Origin of the sequence: Pseudomonas sp. S34 (assembly GCF_009866745.1) — a bacterium.
GTDB lineage: Bacteria > Pseudomonadota > Gammaproteobacteria > Pseudomonadales > Pseudomonadaceae > Aquipseudomonas > Aquipseudomonas jessenii.
On sequence record NZ_CP019398.1, the window covers coordinates 2,619,653 to 2,635,986 of the forward strand.

At 60.5% G+C, this 16,334-nt stretch carries 14 protein-coding genes; 5 read left to right on the forward strand and 9 right to left on the reverse strand.

Annotated features, from left to right (window positions below; genetic code table 11):
- Positions 1 to 90: 90 nt before the first annotated feature.
- The 3 genes from PspS34_RS11785 to PspS34_RS11795 are packed head-to-tail and all read left to right on the forward strand — an operon-like array spanning position 91 to position 3,171.
- Positions 91 to 912: an ABC transporter substrate-binding protein gene (locus tag PspS34_RS11785; protein ID WP_159390390.1), complete on the forward strand. Its 822-nt coding sequence runs from the start codon at positions 91 to 93 to the stop codon at positions 910 to 912.
- Positions 909 to 1,754 (forward strand): amino acid ABC transporter permease, encoded by an 846-nt coding sequence (locus PspS34_RS11790; RefSeq protein WP_159389777.1) that lies wholly within the window; start codon positions 909 to 911, stop codon positions 1,752 to 1,754. The genes PspS34_RS11785 and PspS34_RS11790 overlap by 4 nt, the downstream gene beginning before the upstream one ends.
- A 34-nt stretch (positions 1,755 to 1,788) precedes the next feature.
- Positions 1,789 to 3,171, forward strand: a complete 1,383-nt coding sequence (locus PspS34_RS11795) for an LLM class flavin-dependent oxidoreductase (protein ID WP_150814509.1) — start codon at positions 1,789 to 1,791, stop codon at positions 3,169 to 3,171.
- A 985-nt stretch (positions 3,172 to 4,156) separates the two neighbouring features.
- Here the strand turns inward: PspS34_RS11795 and PspS34_RS11800 are convergent.
- The 7 genes from PspS34_RS11800 to PspS34_RS11830 form a co-directional block, all read right to left on the reverse strand.
- Positions 4,157 to 5,629, reverse strand: a complete 1,473-nt coding sequence (locus tag PspS34_RS11800) for an aldehyde dehydrogenase family protein (RefSeq protein ID WP_159389778.1) — start codon at positions 5,627 to 5,629, stop codon at positions 4,157 to 4,159.
- A complete protein-coding gene (locus PspS34_RS11805) occupies positions 5,622 to 6,449 on the reverse strand; it encodes an ABC transporter permease (RefSeq protein WP_015095519.1) in 828 nt (275 codons plus the stop codon). Before PspS34_RS11805 ends, PspS34_RS11800 begins: the two co-directional genes overlap by 8 nt.
- Position 6,450: 1 nt before the next feature.
- Positions 6,451 to 7,368 carry an ABC transporter permease gene (locus PspS34_RS11810; RefSeq protein WP_057715264.1) on the reverse strand — a complete coding sequence of 306 codons (918 nt, stop codon included), beginning with the start codon at positions 7,366 to 7,368 and terminating at the stop codon, positions 6,451 to 6,453.
- Positions 7,369 to 7,399: 31 nt separating this feature from the next.
- Entirely contained in the window at positions 7,400 to 8,542 is a 1,143-nt protein-coding gene (locus PspS34_RS11815) for a spermidine/putrescine ABC transporter substrate-binding protein (protein WP_057715263.1), read from the reverse strand.
- A 39-nt stretch (positions 8,543 to 8,581) separates the two neighbouring features.
- Entirely contained in the window at positions 8,582 to 9,697 is a 1,116-nt protein-coding gene (locus tag PspS34_RS11820; RefSeq protein WP_159389779.1) for an ABC transporter ATP-binding protein, read from the reverse strand.
- A gap of 333 nt (positions 9,698 to 10,030) precedes the next feature.
- Positions 10,031 to 10,855: a LuxR C-terminal-related transcriptional regulator gene (locus tag PspS34_RS11825; protein ID WP_150814504.1), complete on the reverse strand. Its 825-nt coding sequence runs from the start codon at positions 10,853 to 10,855 to the stop codon at positions 10,031 to 10,033.
- Positions 10,856 to 11,026: 171 nt separating this feature from the next.
- Entirely contained in the window at positions 11,027 to 12,247 is a 1,221-nt protein-coding gene (locus PspS34_RS11830) for an MFS transporter (RefSeq protein ID WP_159389780.1), read from the reverse strand.
- Between the two features lie 133 nt (positions 12,248 to 12,380).
- Between PspS34_RS11830 and PspS34_RS11835 the strand changes: the two genes are divergently transcribed.
- Positions 12,381 to 13,154 carry a helix-turn-helix transcriptional regulator gene (locus PspS34_RS11835; RefSeq protein WP_150814501.1) on the forward strand — a complete coding sequence of 258 codons (774 nt, stop codon included), beginning with the start codon at positions 12,381 to 12,383 and terminating at the stop codon, positions 13,152 to 13,154.
- A gap of 53 nt (positions 13,155 to 13,207) precedes the next feature.
- On the opposite strand, the gene PspS34_RS11840 is transcribed toward PspS34_RS11835, so the two are convergent.
- The gene (locus PspS34_RS11840; protein WP_057715258.1) at positions 13,208 to 14,554 is read right to left on the reverse strand and encodes a 2-hydroxycarboxylate transporter family protein; all 1,347 of its coding nucleotides are present in this window, start codon (positions 14,552 to 14,554) and stop codon (positions 13,208 to 13,210) included.
- A gap of 128 nt (positions 14,555 to 14,682) precedes the next feature.
- Between PspS34_RS11840 and PspS34_RS11845 the strand changes: the two genes are divergently transcribed.
- On the forward strand, positions 14,683 to 15,600 hold the full coding sequence (locus tag PspS34_RS11845) for a LysR substrate-binding domain-containing protein (protein WP_057715257.1): 918 nt from the start codon (positions 14,683 to 14,685) through the stop codon (positions 15,598 to 15,600).
- A gap of 123 nt (positions 15,601 to 15,723) precedes the next feature.
- Here PspS34_RS11845 and leuD read toward each other — a convergent pair whose 3' ends face one another.
- Positions 15,724 to 16,332, reverse strand: a complete 609-nt coding sequence (gene leuD / locus PspS34_RS11850) for a 3-isopropylmalate dehydratase small subunit (protein WP_159389781.1) — start codon at positions 16,330 to 16,332, stop codon at positions 15,724 to 15,726.
- Positions 16,333 to 16,334 lie beyond the last annotated feature (2 nt).

The window sequence follows — 16,334 nt, forward strand, 5'->3', positions numbered from 1 at the left end:
GCAGTCGTATATTCCATAAAGCTAGTACAAACTATTTTTATAGTGCGTTTTAATCTATTCAGTATTTTGAATCGATTGGAGCACTTGTCTGTGAACACTAAGGCGCTTTTACCATTTGGCTTGGCATTACTGGCTACCTGCTCGACGGCTTTCGCGGGCGCCACCCTGGATCGCGTAACCAGCAGCGGGGAGCTGACCGGCGTTCTGATGGAAAGCTATCCGCCATTCTCCTTTCTCAATGAACAGAACCAACTGGACGGGTTTGACGTCGATGTCGCCAAGGCCGTTGCGCAACGGCTAGGGGTGAAGCTGAAGCTGCAGACTCCGTCTTGGGATGTCATCGCTGCCGGCCACTGGAACGGACGATATGACATCTGCGTCTGCTCGATGACCCCGAGCAAGGCACGGGCCGAAGTGTTCGACTTTCCGGTGGAGTATTACCGGTCACCGGCGGTGATCGTGGTCAATGCCAAAGACAAGAACATCGTCACGGGCAAGGATCTGTCAGGTAAAAAAGTCGGCGTGATCAGTGCGTCGACCTATGAAGCCTATCTGAACAAGGATCTGGTGATTGAGGGCGCCGAGGACAAGCCGTTGAGCTATCCATTCGAAAGCGTCCAGGTCGCGCCATACGACAACGAAACGGTAGCTTTCCAGGACCTGGCCCTGGGCACGGGCGTGCGCCTGGATGCCATGGTCACTAACCTCATCACCGCTCGCGAACGCATCGCCCAGCATCCTCGCTTCAAAATTGCCGGCGACACGCTGTATGCGGAGCCCAACGTGGTCGCGATCGAAAAGGGCGATCCGCAATGGAATGCCAAAGTCACTGAGGTCGTGACCCAGCTCAAGGCCGACGGCACATTAAGCAAGATTTCACAGAAGTGGATCGGTGCCGATATCAGCCAATGACAGCCCTCAATCCACACCCGGCCAAGACGGCTGTCGCCCCTGAAACCGAGACGAGTCGTTTCAGCCCGATACCTGGTTTTCGCACTCGCCTGTATTTGACCTGGGTAGTGCTGTTTGGCCTGTGCGTCATGTTTTTCATGAGCTTCGATCTGAAGTTCTCGATCATTGTGCAGAAGCTGCCCAACCTGGTCGGCTTGCATTTGGGGCCTGACGGTTTCTTGCAAGGCGCCGCGCTGACACTGTTCCTGTGCTTCTGTTCGATCTGGCTTTCGTTGCTCCTTGGCTTCGTGACGGCACTGGCGCGCCTGTCTCGCAGTGCAGTGGCTTTCGGCGTTGCCAGTTTCTATGCGTCTTTCTTTCGCGGTACTCCACTGTTGATCCAGATCCTGCTGATCTACCTGGGGCTGCCGCAGTTGGGTGTCGTGCCGGGCGCCATCAGCGCGGGAATCATTGCGCTGTCGCTCAATTACGGTGCCTACCTCAGCGAGATTTTTCGTGCCGGCATCATGGCTGTAACACCCGGACAGCGCGAAGCGGCGATGGCTCTGGGGCTGGGGCCGGCGGCAACGTTCCTGCACATCGTCCTGCCGCAAGCCATGCGCACGATCATTCCCCCGACAACCAGTCAGTTCATTTCAATGCTCAAGGACTCGTCGTTGATATCGGTGATGGGGGTCTGGGAAGTGATGTTCCTGGCGCAGTCGTATGGTCGCTCGTCTTACCGCTACATCGAAATGCTCACCACCGCAGCCGTTATCTATTGGCTCCTGTCCATTGGACTGGAGTTGATACAGAACCGTCTTGAACGCCACTACGGCAAAGGTTTCAAGCATCAGCGCTGACCCGTCCGTTTAATGACTTTTTACAGGTACTACGATGTCCGATCCAAAACCTCTGTTGTTTGCGTTATACGAGCAAGCCAGCGTTGGCTGTGGCGGCGCGCCGAGCCTCTGGACGCACCCGGCCGACGAGCGACTGACCATCAACTCGCTGGGCTACTGGTCGAACCTGGCACGCATCGCCGACCAGGCTCATCTCGACATGCTGTTTTTTGGTGATGTGCTGGGTTTCTACGATGTGTTTGGCGGTAATGCCGACGCGGCCATGAAGTGGGCGGTGGAAGCACCGGCCAACGACCCGTTGATGATCATCCCGGCATTGGCCGCCGTGACGGAAAACCTCGCCTTCGGCGTCACGGTCACCACCAGTTACGAGCATCCTTTCACCCACGCCCGGCGCTTCAGCACGCTGGACCACCTGACCAATGGCCGGGTCGGCTGGAACATCGTCACCTCCTACCTGACCAGCGCCGCTCGCAACTTCGGCCTGGAGCAGATGATCAAGCACGATGATCGCTATGAACGCGCAGATGAATTTCTCGATGTGGTCTACAAACTCTGGGAAGGCAGCTGGGCAAACGATGCCGTGGTTGCCGACAAGTCTCGCCAGGTCTATGCCAAGGGCGATCGCGTGCGACCGATCAATCATGTTGGCGAGCATTACCGGGTGGCCGGGCCGCATTTGACATCCCCGTCACCGCAACGCACACCCTTGCTGATCCAGGCCGGTTGGTCAGGCCGCGGCCGCGAGTTTGCGGCCAAGCACGCCGAACTGATTTTCATCGCCAAGTCCAACCCGCTGGAGATTCGCCAGGGATTGGAAGATATATGGACGCAGGCCAGGGCACGGGGGCGTCATGCCGGGGATGTCAAATCACTGACGGTACTTCGCATCGTCACAGCCAGGACCGAGATCGAAGCCCAACGCAAATATGACGAACTGCAAAGCAACTATCACTTGCAGGCGCAACTGGTGAGCTACGCCGGTGATACCGGTATCGACATCAGCCGCTACGCGGACAGCGACGCGTTGTCCACTCACACCGAAGGCATGACTTCCTATGTGATGCGTCCTGATGGCAGTGGCAAGCCCTTGACCGCCGGCGATGTCAAACAGCGCTTTGCCAAAGTCACCCGGGGCAGTGATCTGATTCTGGTGGGAACGCCGCAACAAGTGGCCGATCGGATCGAAGAACACGCCCGTATTTCCGGCACCAGCGGCTACATGCTCAACCCGCTGATCAGCCCGGGCAGCCTTGAGGACTTCGTTGAACTGATCATTCCTGAACTGCAAAAACGCGGCTTGTATCGTACCCAGCCACAGAGCGGTACTTTCCGTTCGCGGTTACGGGACGATGGCGCCAGCCATTTACCGGATTCTGCTTACGGCGCCTCATTCCGCTTTGATAAAGGTTTTTAGGGCAGGACAGTCCTGAAAAAAAAGCGGCTCTCCAGAGGCCAATGCCAGTCAGTTAATCCCGGGGACACTGTGGGAGCGGGCTTGCTCGCGAAGAGGCCGGCACATCCAACAGAGATGTTGGCTGACCCACCGCTATCGCGAGCAAGCCCGCTCCCACAGTTTTGATCTTCAGTGAACGCTAATCCAGCGACCGGCCACCATCCCTGTGGGAGCGGGCTTGCCCGCGAAGAGGCCGGCACATTCAACAAAGATGTTGACTGACCCACCGCTATCGCGAGCAAGCTCGCTCCCACAGTTTTGATCTTCAGCGAACGCCAATCCTGCGGCTGGTCACCATCACTGTGGGAGCGGGCTTGCCCGCGAAGAGGCCGGCACATCCAACAGAGATATTGGCTGACCCACCGCTATCGCGAGCAAGCCCGCTCCCACAGTTTTGACTTTCAGTGAACGCCAATCCTGCGGCTGGCCACCATCCCGGTGGGAGCGGGCTTGCTCGCGAAGAGGCCGGCACATCCAACAAAGATATTGACTGACCCACCGCTATCGCGAGCAAGCCCGCTCCCACAGTTTTGATCTTCAGTGAACGCCAATCCTGCGGCTGGTCACCATCCCTGTGGGAGCGGGCTTGCTCGCGAAGAGGCCGGCACATCCAACAGAGATATTGGCTGACCCACCGCTATCGCGAGCAAGCTCGCTCCCACAGTTTTGACTTTCAGTGAACGCCAATCCTGCGGCTGGTCACCATCCCGGTGGGAGCGGGCTTGCCCGCGAAGAGGCCGGCACATTCAACAGAGATATTGGCTGACCCACCGCTATCGCGAGCAAGCTCGCTCCCACAGTTTTGACTTTCGGTGAACGCCAATTTAACGACCGGCCACCATCCCTGTGGGAGCGGGCTTGCCCGCGAAGAGGCCGGCGCATCCAACAAAGATATTGGCTGACCCACCGCTATCGCGAGCAAGTTCGCTCCCACAGTTTGACCTGCTTACTTCAAGTACCACCCCCAAGGCTGGTCGCTGACGTACTCGGTCACCTGTTTGACCTCCAGGTAATTGTGTAACCCCCATTGGCCCAGTTCGCGGCCGATGCCGCTGTGTTTCATGCCGCCCCAGGGGGCTTCGACGAAGGTCGGTTGCGAGCAGTTGACCCAGACGATCCCGGCGCGCAACTGGTTGGCGACCCGGGCGGTGCGCTGCAAGTCCGCGCTCATCACGGCAGCGGCCAGGCCGAAGCGACTGGCGTTGGCCATTTGCAGCGCTTGCTCTTCGGTCTTGAAGCGCTTGATGCTCAGCACCGGGCCGAACACTTCTTCGCGCCACAAAATACTGCTGTGGCCAGGCTCGTCGAAAATCGCTGGCTCGACGAAGTAACCTTCGCGCAAGTGCGCCGGTCGCCGTCCGCCCGTGAGCAAACGGGCGCCACTGGCCAGGCCCTGGTCGATGAAGCCGAGCACCTTGTCGTACTGGCCCTGGCTGACCAGCGGACCGAGCAGTACGCCGGGCTGCATGCCTGGGCCAATGCTGATCTTGCGGGTTTCCTCCACCAGCCGTTCGATCAGGCGCGCAGCGATGGTTTCCTGCACCAGCAGACGAGACGTGGCGCTGCACACCTGGCCCTGGTTCCAGAAAATCCCGAACAAAATCCACTCCACGGCAGCTTCGACATCGGCGTCGTCGAACACGATAAATGCAGACTTGCCCCCCAGTTCCAGGCTGATGTTCTTGATGTCGCGGGCCGCCGCCGACATGATTTTCGCGCCGGTGGGCACGCTGCCGGTGAAGGCCAGTTTGTCCACCCCCGGATGCTCGGTAAGCGGGCTACCGGCATCGGCGCCGAGGCCGGTGACCAGGTTCAACACCCCGGCGGGCAAGCCGATACGATCGGCGGCAGCGGCCAGTTCCAGGGCGGTCAGCGGCGTCAGTTCCGACGGCTTCAACACCACAGTGGCCCCGGCAGCCAAAGCCGGCGCAACCTTCCACGCGGCCATCAGCAGCGGGTAGTTCCAGGGAATGATCTGCCCGGCCACGCCAATCGGTTCGTGGCGGATGCGACAGCGGAAACGCGCGTCCGGCAAGTCCAGCGGCTGATCCTGTTGCTGATCCAGTTCGCGGGCCAACCCGGCGTAATAACGGAAGCAACCAATAGCATCGCCAATGTCCCACTGCGCTTCGGGCAAGGGTTTTCCGTTGTCGCGCACTTCCAGTTCCGCCAGCGCCTGCTGGCCACTTTCCAGTTCATCAGCCAGCGCCTCCAGCCATTGCCCGCGCTCGGCGCCGCTGGTCTGGTCCCAGCCATTGTCAAAGGCGCGACGGGCCGCACGCACGGCATGGTCGACGTCTTCTTCAGTGCCTGCCGCCACGCGGTGGAAGACTTGCTCGGTGGCCGGATCAATCACGTCCAGATAGCCGCCCAGGTCCGGGCTGACCCATTCGCCGTTGATATAGAGCTGATCACGCATGGTGCGACTCCTGGACGCCGGTGCGGCGGTTTTGCAGATGGCGGGAAGTGAACAGCAGGGCCAGTGACACGCAGATGATTACCGTGGAAATTGCGTTGATCTCCGGCGTCACGCCACGGCGGATGGAGGAAAAGATGTAGATCGGCAACGTCGTTTCGGAACCGGCAACGAAGAACGCGATGATGAAATCGTCGAAGCTGAAGGTGAACGCCAACAGGAACCCGGCCATGATCGCAGGACTGATCTGCGGCAGGGTCACCCGCCAGAAGGTGTCCATCGGTGGCGCGTACAGGTCCGCGGAGGCTTCCAGCAAGGCCTTGTCCAGGGAATCGACGCGGCTGCGCACGATCACCATCACCAGTGCCATGGTGAAAAGCGAATGCGCGGCGATCACGGTGAAGAACCCCATGTTCAACTTCGGTACCGTTGGCAACCAGCTCGCCAGCAACGGGTTGATCAGGTCGAACAGGCTGATGAAGGCAATCAGCGTCGAGATGCCGATGACGATGCCCGGCACGATGATCGCGCAATAGGTCAGCGCGTCGAACAACAGGCGCACCTTGGCGCCGCAACGCTGCAGGCCGAACACCGCCAGGGTGCCGAACAGCGTGGCGATCACCGCCGAACTGAAGGCGATCAGCGCGCTGTTGCCCAGGGCTTCCATGATGAACGGGTTGCCGAATGCGGTGCCGAACCATTGCACCGAGCAGCACTGGAACGCCAGGCCACTGCGTCCGGCGTTGAAGCTGAACAGCACGATCAAGGCAATCGGCGCGTAGAGAAACAGATACAGCGAGGTTGAATAGCTGCGCAGCCACATGTCACAGGCCTCCGTCGGCAGGGCGGCCGCCGTAGCGCGCCACCAGTTTCAGATACACGCCGATGATCAGCAGCATCATCGCCACCAACGTCATGGCCAGCGCACTGCCGAACGGCCAGTTGCGCGATTGCAGGAACAGGTCGACCAGCGCGTTGCCGACAAAGAACACCTTGCCGCCACCGAGAATGGCCGGGATCAGGAACTCGCCCATCAGCAGGATGAACACCAGCATCACCCCGGTGATGATCCCCGGCGCGGACAGCGGCAGAGTGATCCGGCGGAAGCTTTCGAAGGCGCTGGCACCGAGGTCCGCCGAGGCTTCGAGAAGGCGTTTGTCGAGTTTTTCCAGGCTGACGTAGATCGGGAACACCATCAGCGGCAGGTAGCCGTAGACGATGCCGATCAGCACCGCCCACGGCGTGTTGATCAGCCGTACATCCTCAAGACCCAGGCTGGCCAGCAGCGCCGGGATGCCCTTGCCGCTGAGGATGAAAATCCACGCGTAGGTGCGGATCAGGAAACTGGTCCAGAACGGCACGATCACCAGGGTCAGCAACAGCGAGCGGTTCCTTGTGACCTTGACCGCAAGGAAGTACGCCAATGGATAAGCCGCCACCAGGCACACCAGGGTGCCCAGCGGCGCCAACATCAGCGTGTTGCTGAACGCCGCGCCGCGAGAACCGAGGTTCAGGTAGTTGGCCAGTGTGAAGCCACCGGCGTAACCGCCCACGGCGCTGCGCTCGCCGAAACTGAAGACCAGGATGATCACCAGCGGCATCAACAACAGCAGCAGGAACCACAGGGTCGAAGGCAAGAGCATCAGCAGGGTAATGCGCCGGCCGAGGCTGCGCCGTTGGCGAACCTCGACCGACAGGGCATGGCCCGGCTGCACCGTTTGCGGGTGGGCGGCGGCATTCATGGGTGACTCCTCATTGGCCATGGTCAAGCGATCAGGCGGACTTGAATCGCGCCATCAGTTCGGCGCGCGCCGGGCTGGTCAGCGTCGCGGCGGCACCGAACTCCAGCGGGCTCAGGGCCTCGGCGGCCGGGTACATGATCGGATCGTCGAGCATCGCCACAGGCAGCAGCGCGTCGACACGCTTGTCGCCGCTCGGGTAGCCGTGGCTCAGCACTTCAAGCTTGTTGTGCTGCGGATCGAGCAAGTAGTTGATGAACGCGTAGGCGGCATCCTTGTGCTCAGAGCTTTTGGGAATCGCGAAGAAGTCGCTCCACAACTCGCCACCTTCCTTGCCCAGTTCGAACTGCATTTGCGCGTTGTCGCGGTGCAGTTGCGAAGCATCGCCGGTCCAGGACATCGCCAGCCAGGCATCGCCGCTGCGCATCGACGGCTGGATGTCGGAGTTGATCGCGAACAGGTGTGGCTTGACCTCGATCAGCAGCTTTTCGGCATCGGCCAGTTCTTTCGGGTCCAGGGAGTTGAAGCTGTAGCCAAAGCTTTTCAGCGCGTTGCCGATGGCGGTCAACTGGTAGTCGTGGACCATCGTCCGGCCACTGGCCGGGCCTTGGGCGGCGGCCCAGAATTCCTTCCAGCTGGCTGGGCCGTTTTTCAGTTTGCCGGCGTCGTAGAGCATGCCGGTGGTGCCCCAGTTTTTCGGTACCGCGTAGACCTTGCCGTCCACCGTGCCCTGGGCCATGAACTTTTGCTGGAACGCCGAGGCGTCGAAGTTGGGGATTCGCGACAGGTCCAGCGGCTCGATCAGGCCCAGGCCGACGTAGGTGCTGATGGTGTAGTTGGTCGGCACCAGCACGTCCCAGCCACTGCCGCCGGCCTGTAATTTGGCGAGCATTTCCTCGTTGGAACCGAACACGCTCATCGACACCCGGGCGCCGGTGGTCTTGCCGAAGGCGTCGAGGTTTTCCTGGCTGTGGTAGTTCGGCCAGGTCGCCAGCGACAGGCGATCACCGAGCCTGGTTTGCTCGGCGGCTTCTGCGGTGGAGGTCAGCAGGCCGGGCATGTTGGTCGCGACCACGGCGGCGGCGATCCCAAGGCCCGTGCGGCCAAGGAACTCACGGCGGCTGATCGAGCCGTTCTGCCAGCTGCGCAGGGTTTTTATAAAAGTCTTCTGGTCCATAGCACGCTCCACATCCGGTTGATGAAACGAATCGATGATTTACAACGCCATGGCCAGGCCATTGGCGTGATCCCAGCCGACGCGCACTGCCGCGCCGTGTTCGAATGCATTGGCGCCGTGATCCTGCTGGCGCGGAACCCGCACGCAAACCACGCCAAAGGCCTGGGTGCGCACGCGGTACTCGGTGGAATTGCCCAGATAAATGCGATCTTCGACGCAACCCGGCAGCTTCACCTCCCGGGTCATCTCGGCGTTGGCCCCGGCGATGCTGATCAGCTCAGGCCGGACCGCAATGCAACCGGCGGTGTTGGCGCTCAGGGCTTTGCCGGTGGGGGTGAGGGGGCTGGTCAGTTCCAGCCCTTGCACCGTACGCAGCACCACGGAGTTGCCGTTGAGCTGGCGCACGGTGCCGTCGAACAGATTGGACTCACCGATAAAATCCGCCACGTAGCGGCTGGCCGGGGCTTCATAGAGTTGTTCCGGAGTGGCGGTCTGGATGATCGAACCGTTGTGCATCACGCTGATGCTGTCACTCATCGACAGGGCTTCTTCCTGGTCGTGGGTGACCAGCACGAAGGTGATGCCGATCTCGCGTTGCAAGCGCAGCAATTCCGATTGCATCTCCTTGCGCAGCTTGCGGTCCAGTGCGGCCAGCGGCTCGTCGAGCAGCAACACCGTCGGCTTGTTCACCAGCGCACGGGCGAGGGCGACACGCTGTTGCTGGCCGCCGGACAGTTCGCTCGGCTTGCGCTGACCGAAGCCGCTCAGGCGTACCATCTCCAGCGCTTCATCGGCCATGCGCAGTTGCTGTTTTTTGTCAGGGCGCGGGGTGCGATAGCGCAGGCCATAGGCAATGTTCTGTGCCACGGTCAGGTGCGGGAACAGCGCGTAATGCTGGAACACCATGTTCACCGGCCGCTCGAAGGCCGGCACGCCGGCAACGCTCTTGCCGGCCAAGCGGACCTCGCCGCTGGTGGGCTGTTCGAAGCCGGCGATCATGCGCAGGGTGGTGGTCTTGCCACAACCCGAGCCGCCGAGAAAGGAATGAAACGAGCCACGCCGCACCGCGAAATTCAGACCGCCGACGGCCTGCACCTCGCCATAGCGTTTGACCACATTGCAGAATTCGATATCGCTTGGCGGGGTGTTGTTCACGAGACGGGCTCCTTTGCAGTGATGAATCAGTGCGTCGGGGGCCAAACTAGCAATCGGGGTTTTGCGGTGTATATATCCCTTGGGGGATAGAAGCGGATTGTTGTAGGAGCGAGCTCGCTCGCGATGGACCCAAGAGCACTGCGTTGAGCCAGTCATCACGCGTAATCGTTAACGACCATCGCGAGCGGGCTCGCTCCTACAAGGGATTATTGCCAACCGACAGGTATTAACCTGCAAACCGAGCCCAGGGGCGTTGGATCAGCTTGATCCGCCCTGACCACAATCTCCGGATCACCGATAGACCTGTGGGAGCGGGCTGCTAGCCGACAGGTATCAGGCTTGCAGCTTGAGGCCGGGGGCCTGCAACGGATCCTCCGTCAGCTCCCGAATAAACAACCCCAGCAACTCCGACTGGCTGCCAATGCCCAGCTTGGCATAGATGTTCTTGCGGTGAATCTTCACCGTGCCGGGGCTGATGTTCAGTTGTTCGGCCACTGAGGCGCTGGAGTGGCCGCGCAGCAACAGTTGAACGATTTCCTGCTCGCGTCCGGTGAGGATGTGCGCGCCGAAGTGGTCGAAGGCTTCGCGGATCTTGAAGTCCAGGTCCTGCGCCGGTCGCGGTTCCTGAGCCTGACGCAAGCGCCAGGCCTCATTGATGACCTGCTCGACCACCGCTTGCGCGCACTCGACCAGTTGCATTTCGTCCCGGCTGAATGCACAGCTGGCGCTGGATCGCATCAGCGACAACACCGCCATGGCGCCACCGCCGAGGTCGACGAAGAACGCCACTTCCTCGGCCAGTCCGGTTTGCTGGTAATAGGTCAGGAAGTACTCGCCGAGGTAGAAGTGGTCGGGGGCGAACTGGCGCAGACGCCACAGCCCCGGCGCCTGCCCACGGGTACAAGCCAGGTAGAAGGGATCCAGCAGGTAAGGCCCGCACTGATAGTCGTCGACATACACCGCCCGCTTGTCCGCCGAGAACGTATCGAACAACGCCAGTGGCCGGTGATTGCCTTCGTAGACAAACAACACGAAATGATCGACCGGGCAGATTTGCCGAAGCCAATGGCTCAACCCCGACAACCGCCCATGCCCGGCAGGCAGGTCGAGCAGGTGGGCGACACCGGTGGTCCAGAGTTTCAGTTCCTTGGGGCGCATGGCGGCTACAGGCAGAAGAGGATGGCCTTTGGATGCACAAAGTACGCCATGGCGGTATTGCCCGTGTGAAGCGCGGCGGTTGGCGGTGCGTCGTGGCAAAGACGCACCGCAACAGGGCTTGGTGTTACCGAGTGCTACAGGGCAGGTATCAAAAATGATCGGCTGAATCCTTTAGCGAGCACTCCGGGTCGAAGGCAACAGGATCGTCAGAATCCCCAGCAACGGCAGGAACGAACACAAGGTGTACACGTACTCGATGCCATGGATATCCGCCAGGTGCCCCAGCAGCGCGGCACCGATCCCGCCGAAACCGAACATCAGGCCGAAGAACACCCCGGCGATCATGCCGACGTTGCCGGGCACCAGTTCCTGGGCGAAGACCACGATGGCCGAGAACGCCGAGGCGAGGATGAAGCCGATGATCATGCTCAGCACACCCGTCCAGAACAGGTCGACGTAGGGCAGGGCGAGGGTGAAGGGCGCGGCGCCGAGGATGGAAAACCAGATCACCTGCTTGCGGCCGATCCGGTCGCCGATCGGGCCACCAAAGAACGTTCCCGCCGCGACGGCGCCAAGAAACAGGAACAGGTACAGCTGTGAACTGGCCACCGACAGGTCGAACTTCTCGATCAGGTAGAAGGTGAAGTAACTGGTGAAGCTGGCCATGTAGAAGTATTTGGAGAACACCAGCACCGCCAGCACCACCAGGGCGAACGTCACCCGCCGTTTCGACAGGCCGTGGGTGGCCTTGCTGCCTTGCTTGAGCTTGAACAGGTTCAGGTGATTGCGGTACCAGCGGCTCAGGCCGTATTGCACGAGGATGGCAAACACCGCGAACAGGCCGAACCAGGCGACGTTGCCCTGGCCATAGGGAATGATGATCGCGGCGGCCAGCAATGGGCCGAAGGCGCTACCGGCGTTGCCACCGACCTGGAAGGTCGACTGCGCCAGGCCGTAGCGACCGCCCGAAGCCAGGCGCGCCACCCGCGAGGTCTCCGGGTGAAAGGTCGACGAACCAACCCCCACCAGTGCCGAGGCCACGAGAATGGCCGGGAAGCTGCCGACCATCGACAGCATCAGAATACCGATCAGGGTGCAGACCATGCCGGCCGGCAACAGCCACGGTTTGGGATGACGGTCGGTGTAGAAACCGATCCACGGTTGCAGCAGCGAGGCGGTGAGCTGGAAGGTCAGGGTGATCAGGCCGACCTGGGTAAAACTCAGGCCATAACTGGCCTTGAGCATCGGGTAGATCGACGGCAGCACGGCCTGGATCAGGTCGTTGATCAGGTGCGCCAGGGCACAGGCACCAATGACACGCATGACCAGCGGGCTGGCCTGGCTGGCCACCGAAGCGGTGTGTGAGGGTGAGCTCAGGGTAGTGGTCGACATAGGCGAGTTTCCGGATAAAAACGCGAACTGCGAACGCAAGGCGCAGCCAATTTCAGGGTTCGGCGTTATCCTAGGGGCCTCAACGGCGCCCGTCTCGCGCAACTCGGGCATGGACCATCGCAAAAAGGGCGTCATGATCAAACCATTGCAGACATTTCTCGCGGAGATCGACCAGGGCGGCTGGAGCGTACGCAGCAGTGCGACCGACTACCCGGAAAACTGGTTCATCCCGCCGCACTCGCATGAAAAGCATCAACTGATCTATGCCATCGAAGGCGTGATGGTGGTGCACGCCGCCACCAGCCAATGGACGGTGCCGCCGAGCCGTGGCATCTGGATGCCGAGTGGTGAAGTGCATTCGATTCGCTGCGTGGGGGCGATCAAGATGCGCAGCGTTTTCGTGCGCCCTGACCCGAGCCTGGATCTGCCCGCCGAAACCCGGGCGGTGAGTGTTTCCGCGTTGCTGAGCGAGCTGATCAAGGTCTCGGTCGATTTCGACTTCGCCTGCAATCCGGACTCGCGGGAAGCCCGGGTGCTGCGGCTGATCCTGGATGAGCTGACGATCCTGCCGACCTTGCCATTGAACCTGCCGCAGCCCGCCGACCAACGTATCAACCTGATCTGTAGTGCGTTGCAGCGTGATCCCGGGGATGGCTCGACGTTGTCGGACTGGAGCGCCCGGTTGAGCCTCGACGCCAAAACCATCCAGCGCAGGTTTCGCAAGGAAACCGGCATGACTTTCGGCCAATGGCGCCAGCAAGCGCGACTGCTGTTGGCGCTGGAACGGATAGCCGTCGGGGAGAAGATCATCGACATCGCCGGGGAGCTGGGATACGACAGTCCAAGCGCATTCACGACCATGTTCAAGAAGCAGTTCGGCAAGACGCCGAGCGATTTTTTCAAGTGATGGAAAGGGTGTTCTCTTGCACAAGAGAACACCCTTGGGTCACCGGCACCGCGTCAAACAAAAAGCCGCAACAGTATCGTCGCCAGAATCACCGTCGAGGCACCGCCAATGCGCGTGGAGATCTGCGCGAACGGCATCAGCGACATGCGGTTGGAAGCCGACAGGATCGCCACGTCTCCGGTGCCGCCCAGGCCGCTGTGACAGCAGGTCACGATGGCCGATTCGATGGGGTACATCTTCATCAGGTTGCCGATGAAGAAGCCGGCTACGGTCATCGACACCACCACCGAGACGCATACCAGCACGTAGCCGACCGAGAACACTTTCACCACACTGTCCAGCGGCACGTAGAGCATGCCCAGGCCGATCATCACCGGCCAGATGAACGCTGATGACACCAGTTTGTAAAAGCTGTTGGCGCCTTTCTCGAGTTTTTCCGGCAGCACCCGAAGGTACTTAAACAGCACCGCCGCGAGGATCATCATCACCGGGCCGGGAATGCCCACGACTTTTTCCAGCAGGCCGCCGAGGACGAAGAACGCGCAGATTACCAGCACCCCTGCACCCATGACGCGGAAGTCGACAATAGTGCCTGTGTCTTCCTTGACCAGGAATTGGTCATTCTCGTCCTTGGCGCGAATCAGCGAGCCTTCGCCATTGATGGTCGGGCGCTTGAGGGCCAGGCGCGCCAGGTAACCGGCACAGATGATCGCCACGATGTTGCCGACCACGGCGGCGGGCGCCAGTTGAGCCACGTAGATATCCGGCGTGCCGCCGAGGATTGCCGAGTAGGCCAGCGACAGGGGCAGTATCCCTTCGCCGATCCCGCCGCCAATGATTGGCACGATGATGAAAAAGAACGTGTGGTGGAAGCTGTAGCCGACCAACTTGCCAACGATCAACCCGCTGGCAACGGCGGCCAGGGTGCCGACGAGCAAGGGAATGAACATCCGCAGCATGCCCTGAACCAGAATGAAACGGCTCATGCCCAGAATGCTGCCGACCACCAGGCTGGCGATCACGAAGTAAAGGAAGTTGGCTTCTTTCATCAGCATTTTGGTGGCGTCGATCGTCGCCGGTCCGAAGAAGCCGTAGAACACCAGGATCGATGGCAGCATCAGGCACAGGATGGCACCGCCGCCGATTTCCTTGAGGATCGGCAGGCGCGAGCCCATTTGGCCGAAAAACACGCCCATGGTCATGATGACGGCGAGCCCGCCGATCATGTTCTTGGGCAGGAAGCCCAGATGGGCCGAGAGATAAACGATGACCGCGATGCCGAGAAAGATCGGCAGCGGGATGACGCCGATTTCGTAGGCGCACAGGCTGCGCAGGCGTTGCACAAATCCGCCGTCGGAGGCGGTTTCGATTTTCAGGGATTGTTCATAGGGCTTGTTCATGTCGCGCTTTCCTCATGTTGTTTTTATCGAGGATTCAGAAACCACGGTTGGCCGGGGATGGATTGCCACTCGGTAGATCGATGGTATCCTTCGCTAATAACGCAATAAACAGCGAAAGTATGAGGCGTATGAACACGAATCGTGATCAATTTCCCTTGCCTGAAGACCTCAAGGTGTTCCTCACCGTCGTTCGAAAAAACGGCTTCGCCAGCGCTGCCGAGGAGCTGGGGTATTCCCCGGCGTACATCAGCAAACGCATCTCCGTGCTGGAAACCACGCTCTCGACTCGACTGCTGCACCGCACCACACGGCGCATCGCGCTGACTGACGACGGCGAGCGGGTGCGGGTGTGGGCGGAGAAGTTGCTCGGTGACTTCGATGACTTCGTCGGCGAAATATCACAGGCGCGGCAACAGCCGATGGGTTCGCTGCACATCTGCAGCAGCTTCGGTTTCGGGCGCAACCATGTGGCACCGGCGATCTGCGAGCTGTCGCAAACCTATCCCAGGCTTGAATTGCGCCTGGACGTGTTTGATCGCGTGGTCGACATCGTCGGCGAGGGCTTCGATCTGGAAATCCGCGTGGGTGATGACCTGCCGGGCCAGCACCTGGGACGCAAACTGGTGAGCAATCGGCGGGTGCTGTGTGCAACGCCCGAATACCTGGAGCGCAGGGGTGTGCCGCAATCGCTGGCGGACTTGAAAGACCACGATTGCCTGGTGCTCAAGGAACGCAACAACGCGTTCGGCGTGTGGAGCCTGACGAAGGACGGGCAGGAAGAATCGGTACGCGTCAGCGGGCCGTTATCGTCCAACAACGGTGAGATCGTGTTGCAGTGGGCCCTGAGTGGCGGCGGGATCCTGTTGCGCTCGATGTGGGATGTGAAGCCGATGCTGGAGCAGGGGCGACTGGTGCAGGTGCTGCACGATTACACCCAGAGCGCCAACGTCTGGGCGGTGTACCCGACGCGGTTGAGCCAGTCGGCCAAGCTGCGGGTTTGCGTCGAGTTTCTCGAGGAATACTTTCGTCATCTTTCGGTTGAATGAACCACCGGCATCTCTGTAGGAGCGAGCCTGCTCGCGATGGATTCAAGAGCGCCGCGTATAGCCAGTAAACACGCGTTATCGTTGACGACCATCGCGAGCAAGCTCGCTCCTACAAAGTTCTCATCAGCCCAACCAGGGATTTTCCGCCAGATGCCGGGCCTCGAAACGGCGAATCTGCTCTGCGCGTTGCAACGTGGTGCCAATGGCATCCAGCCCCAGCAGCAATGATTGCTTGCGCAGTTCATCGATCTCGAACGGGATCACGTTGCCGTCTGCCAGTTCGATGGTTTGTTCCGGCAGATTGACGCTGATTCGAGCCGTTGCCGGGTTGCTGGTCAACGCGGCAATCTGATTGAGTTGAACCTCGGTCAGCTGGATTGCCAACACGCCATTGCGTTGGCAATTGTCGTAGAAAATACCGGCGAAGCTGGTGCCGATCAGGGCGCGTATGCCGACCTGTTTCAGCCCCCAGACCGCATGTTCGCGGCTCGAACCACAGCCGAAATTGGGACCCACCACCAGGAACGCAGCGTCGTTCCAGGCCGGCTGGTTGAGGATGAACCCGGGATTGGGTTCGCCGGACTCAAGGAACCTCAAGTCAAAGAACAGACCCTTGTCCAGCCCCTTGCGATCAATCCCTTTGAGGAACTGCTTGGGCATGATCACGTCGGTGTCGATGTTGGAGGCCAGGAGCGGGGCGGCGCTGCCGCTGACGAAATCGAAAGGTTGCATGG

Excerpts from the sequence above, each read along its gene's own strand:
- PspS34_RS11790 (WP_159389777.1), top strand. The coding sequence starts at position 909 with ATGACAGCCCTCAATCCACACCCGGCCAAGACGGCTGTCGCCCCTGAA.
- PspS34_RS11795 (WP_150814509.1), top strand. The coding sequence starts at position 1,789 with ATGTCCGATCCAAAACCTCTGTTGTTTGCGTTATACGAGCAAGCCAGC.
- PspS34_RS11800 (WP_159389778.1), bottom strand. The coding sequence starts at position 5,629 with ATGCGTGATCAGCTCTATATCAACGGCGAATGGGTCAGCCCGGACCTG.
- PspS34_RS11805 (WP_015095519.1), bottom strand. The coding sequence starts at position 6,449 with ATGTGGCTGCGCAGCTATTCAACCTCGCTGTATCTGTTTCTCTACGCG.
- PspS34_RS11810 (WP_057715264.1), bottom strand. The coding sequence starts at position 7,368 with ATGAATGCCGCCGCCCACCCGCAAACGGTGCAGCCGGGCCATGCCCTG.
- PspS34_RS11815 (WP_057715263.1), bottom strand. The coding sequence starts at position 8,542 with ATGGACCAGAAGACTTTTATAAAAACCCTGCGCAGCTGGCAGAACGGC.
- PspS34_RS11825 (WP_150814504.1), bottom strand. The coding sequence starts at position 10,855 with ATGCGCCCCAAGGAACTGAAACTCTGGACCACCGGTGTCGCCCACCTG.
- PspS34_RS11830 (WP_159389780.1), bottom strand. The coding sequence starts at position 12,247 with ATGTCGACCACTACCCTGAGCTCACCCTCACACACCGCTTCGGTGGCC.
- PspS34_RS11835 (WP_150814501.1), top strand. The coding sequence starts at position 12,381 with ATGATCAAACCATTGCAGACATTTCTCGCGGAGATCGACCAGGGCGGC.
- PspS34_RS11840 (WP_057715258.1), bottom strand. The coding sequence starts at position 14,554 with ATGAACAAGCCCTATGAACAATCCCTGAAAATCGAAACCGCCTCCGAC.
- PspS34_RS11845 (WP_057715257.1), top strand. The coding sequence starts at position 14,683 with ATGAACACGAATCGTGATCAATTTCCCTTGCCTGAAGACCTCAAGGTG.
- leuD (WP_159389781.1), bottom strand. The coding sequence starts at position 16,332 with ATGCAACCTTTCGATTTCGTCAGCGGCAGCGCCGCCCCGCTCCTGGCC.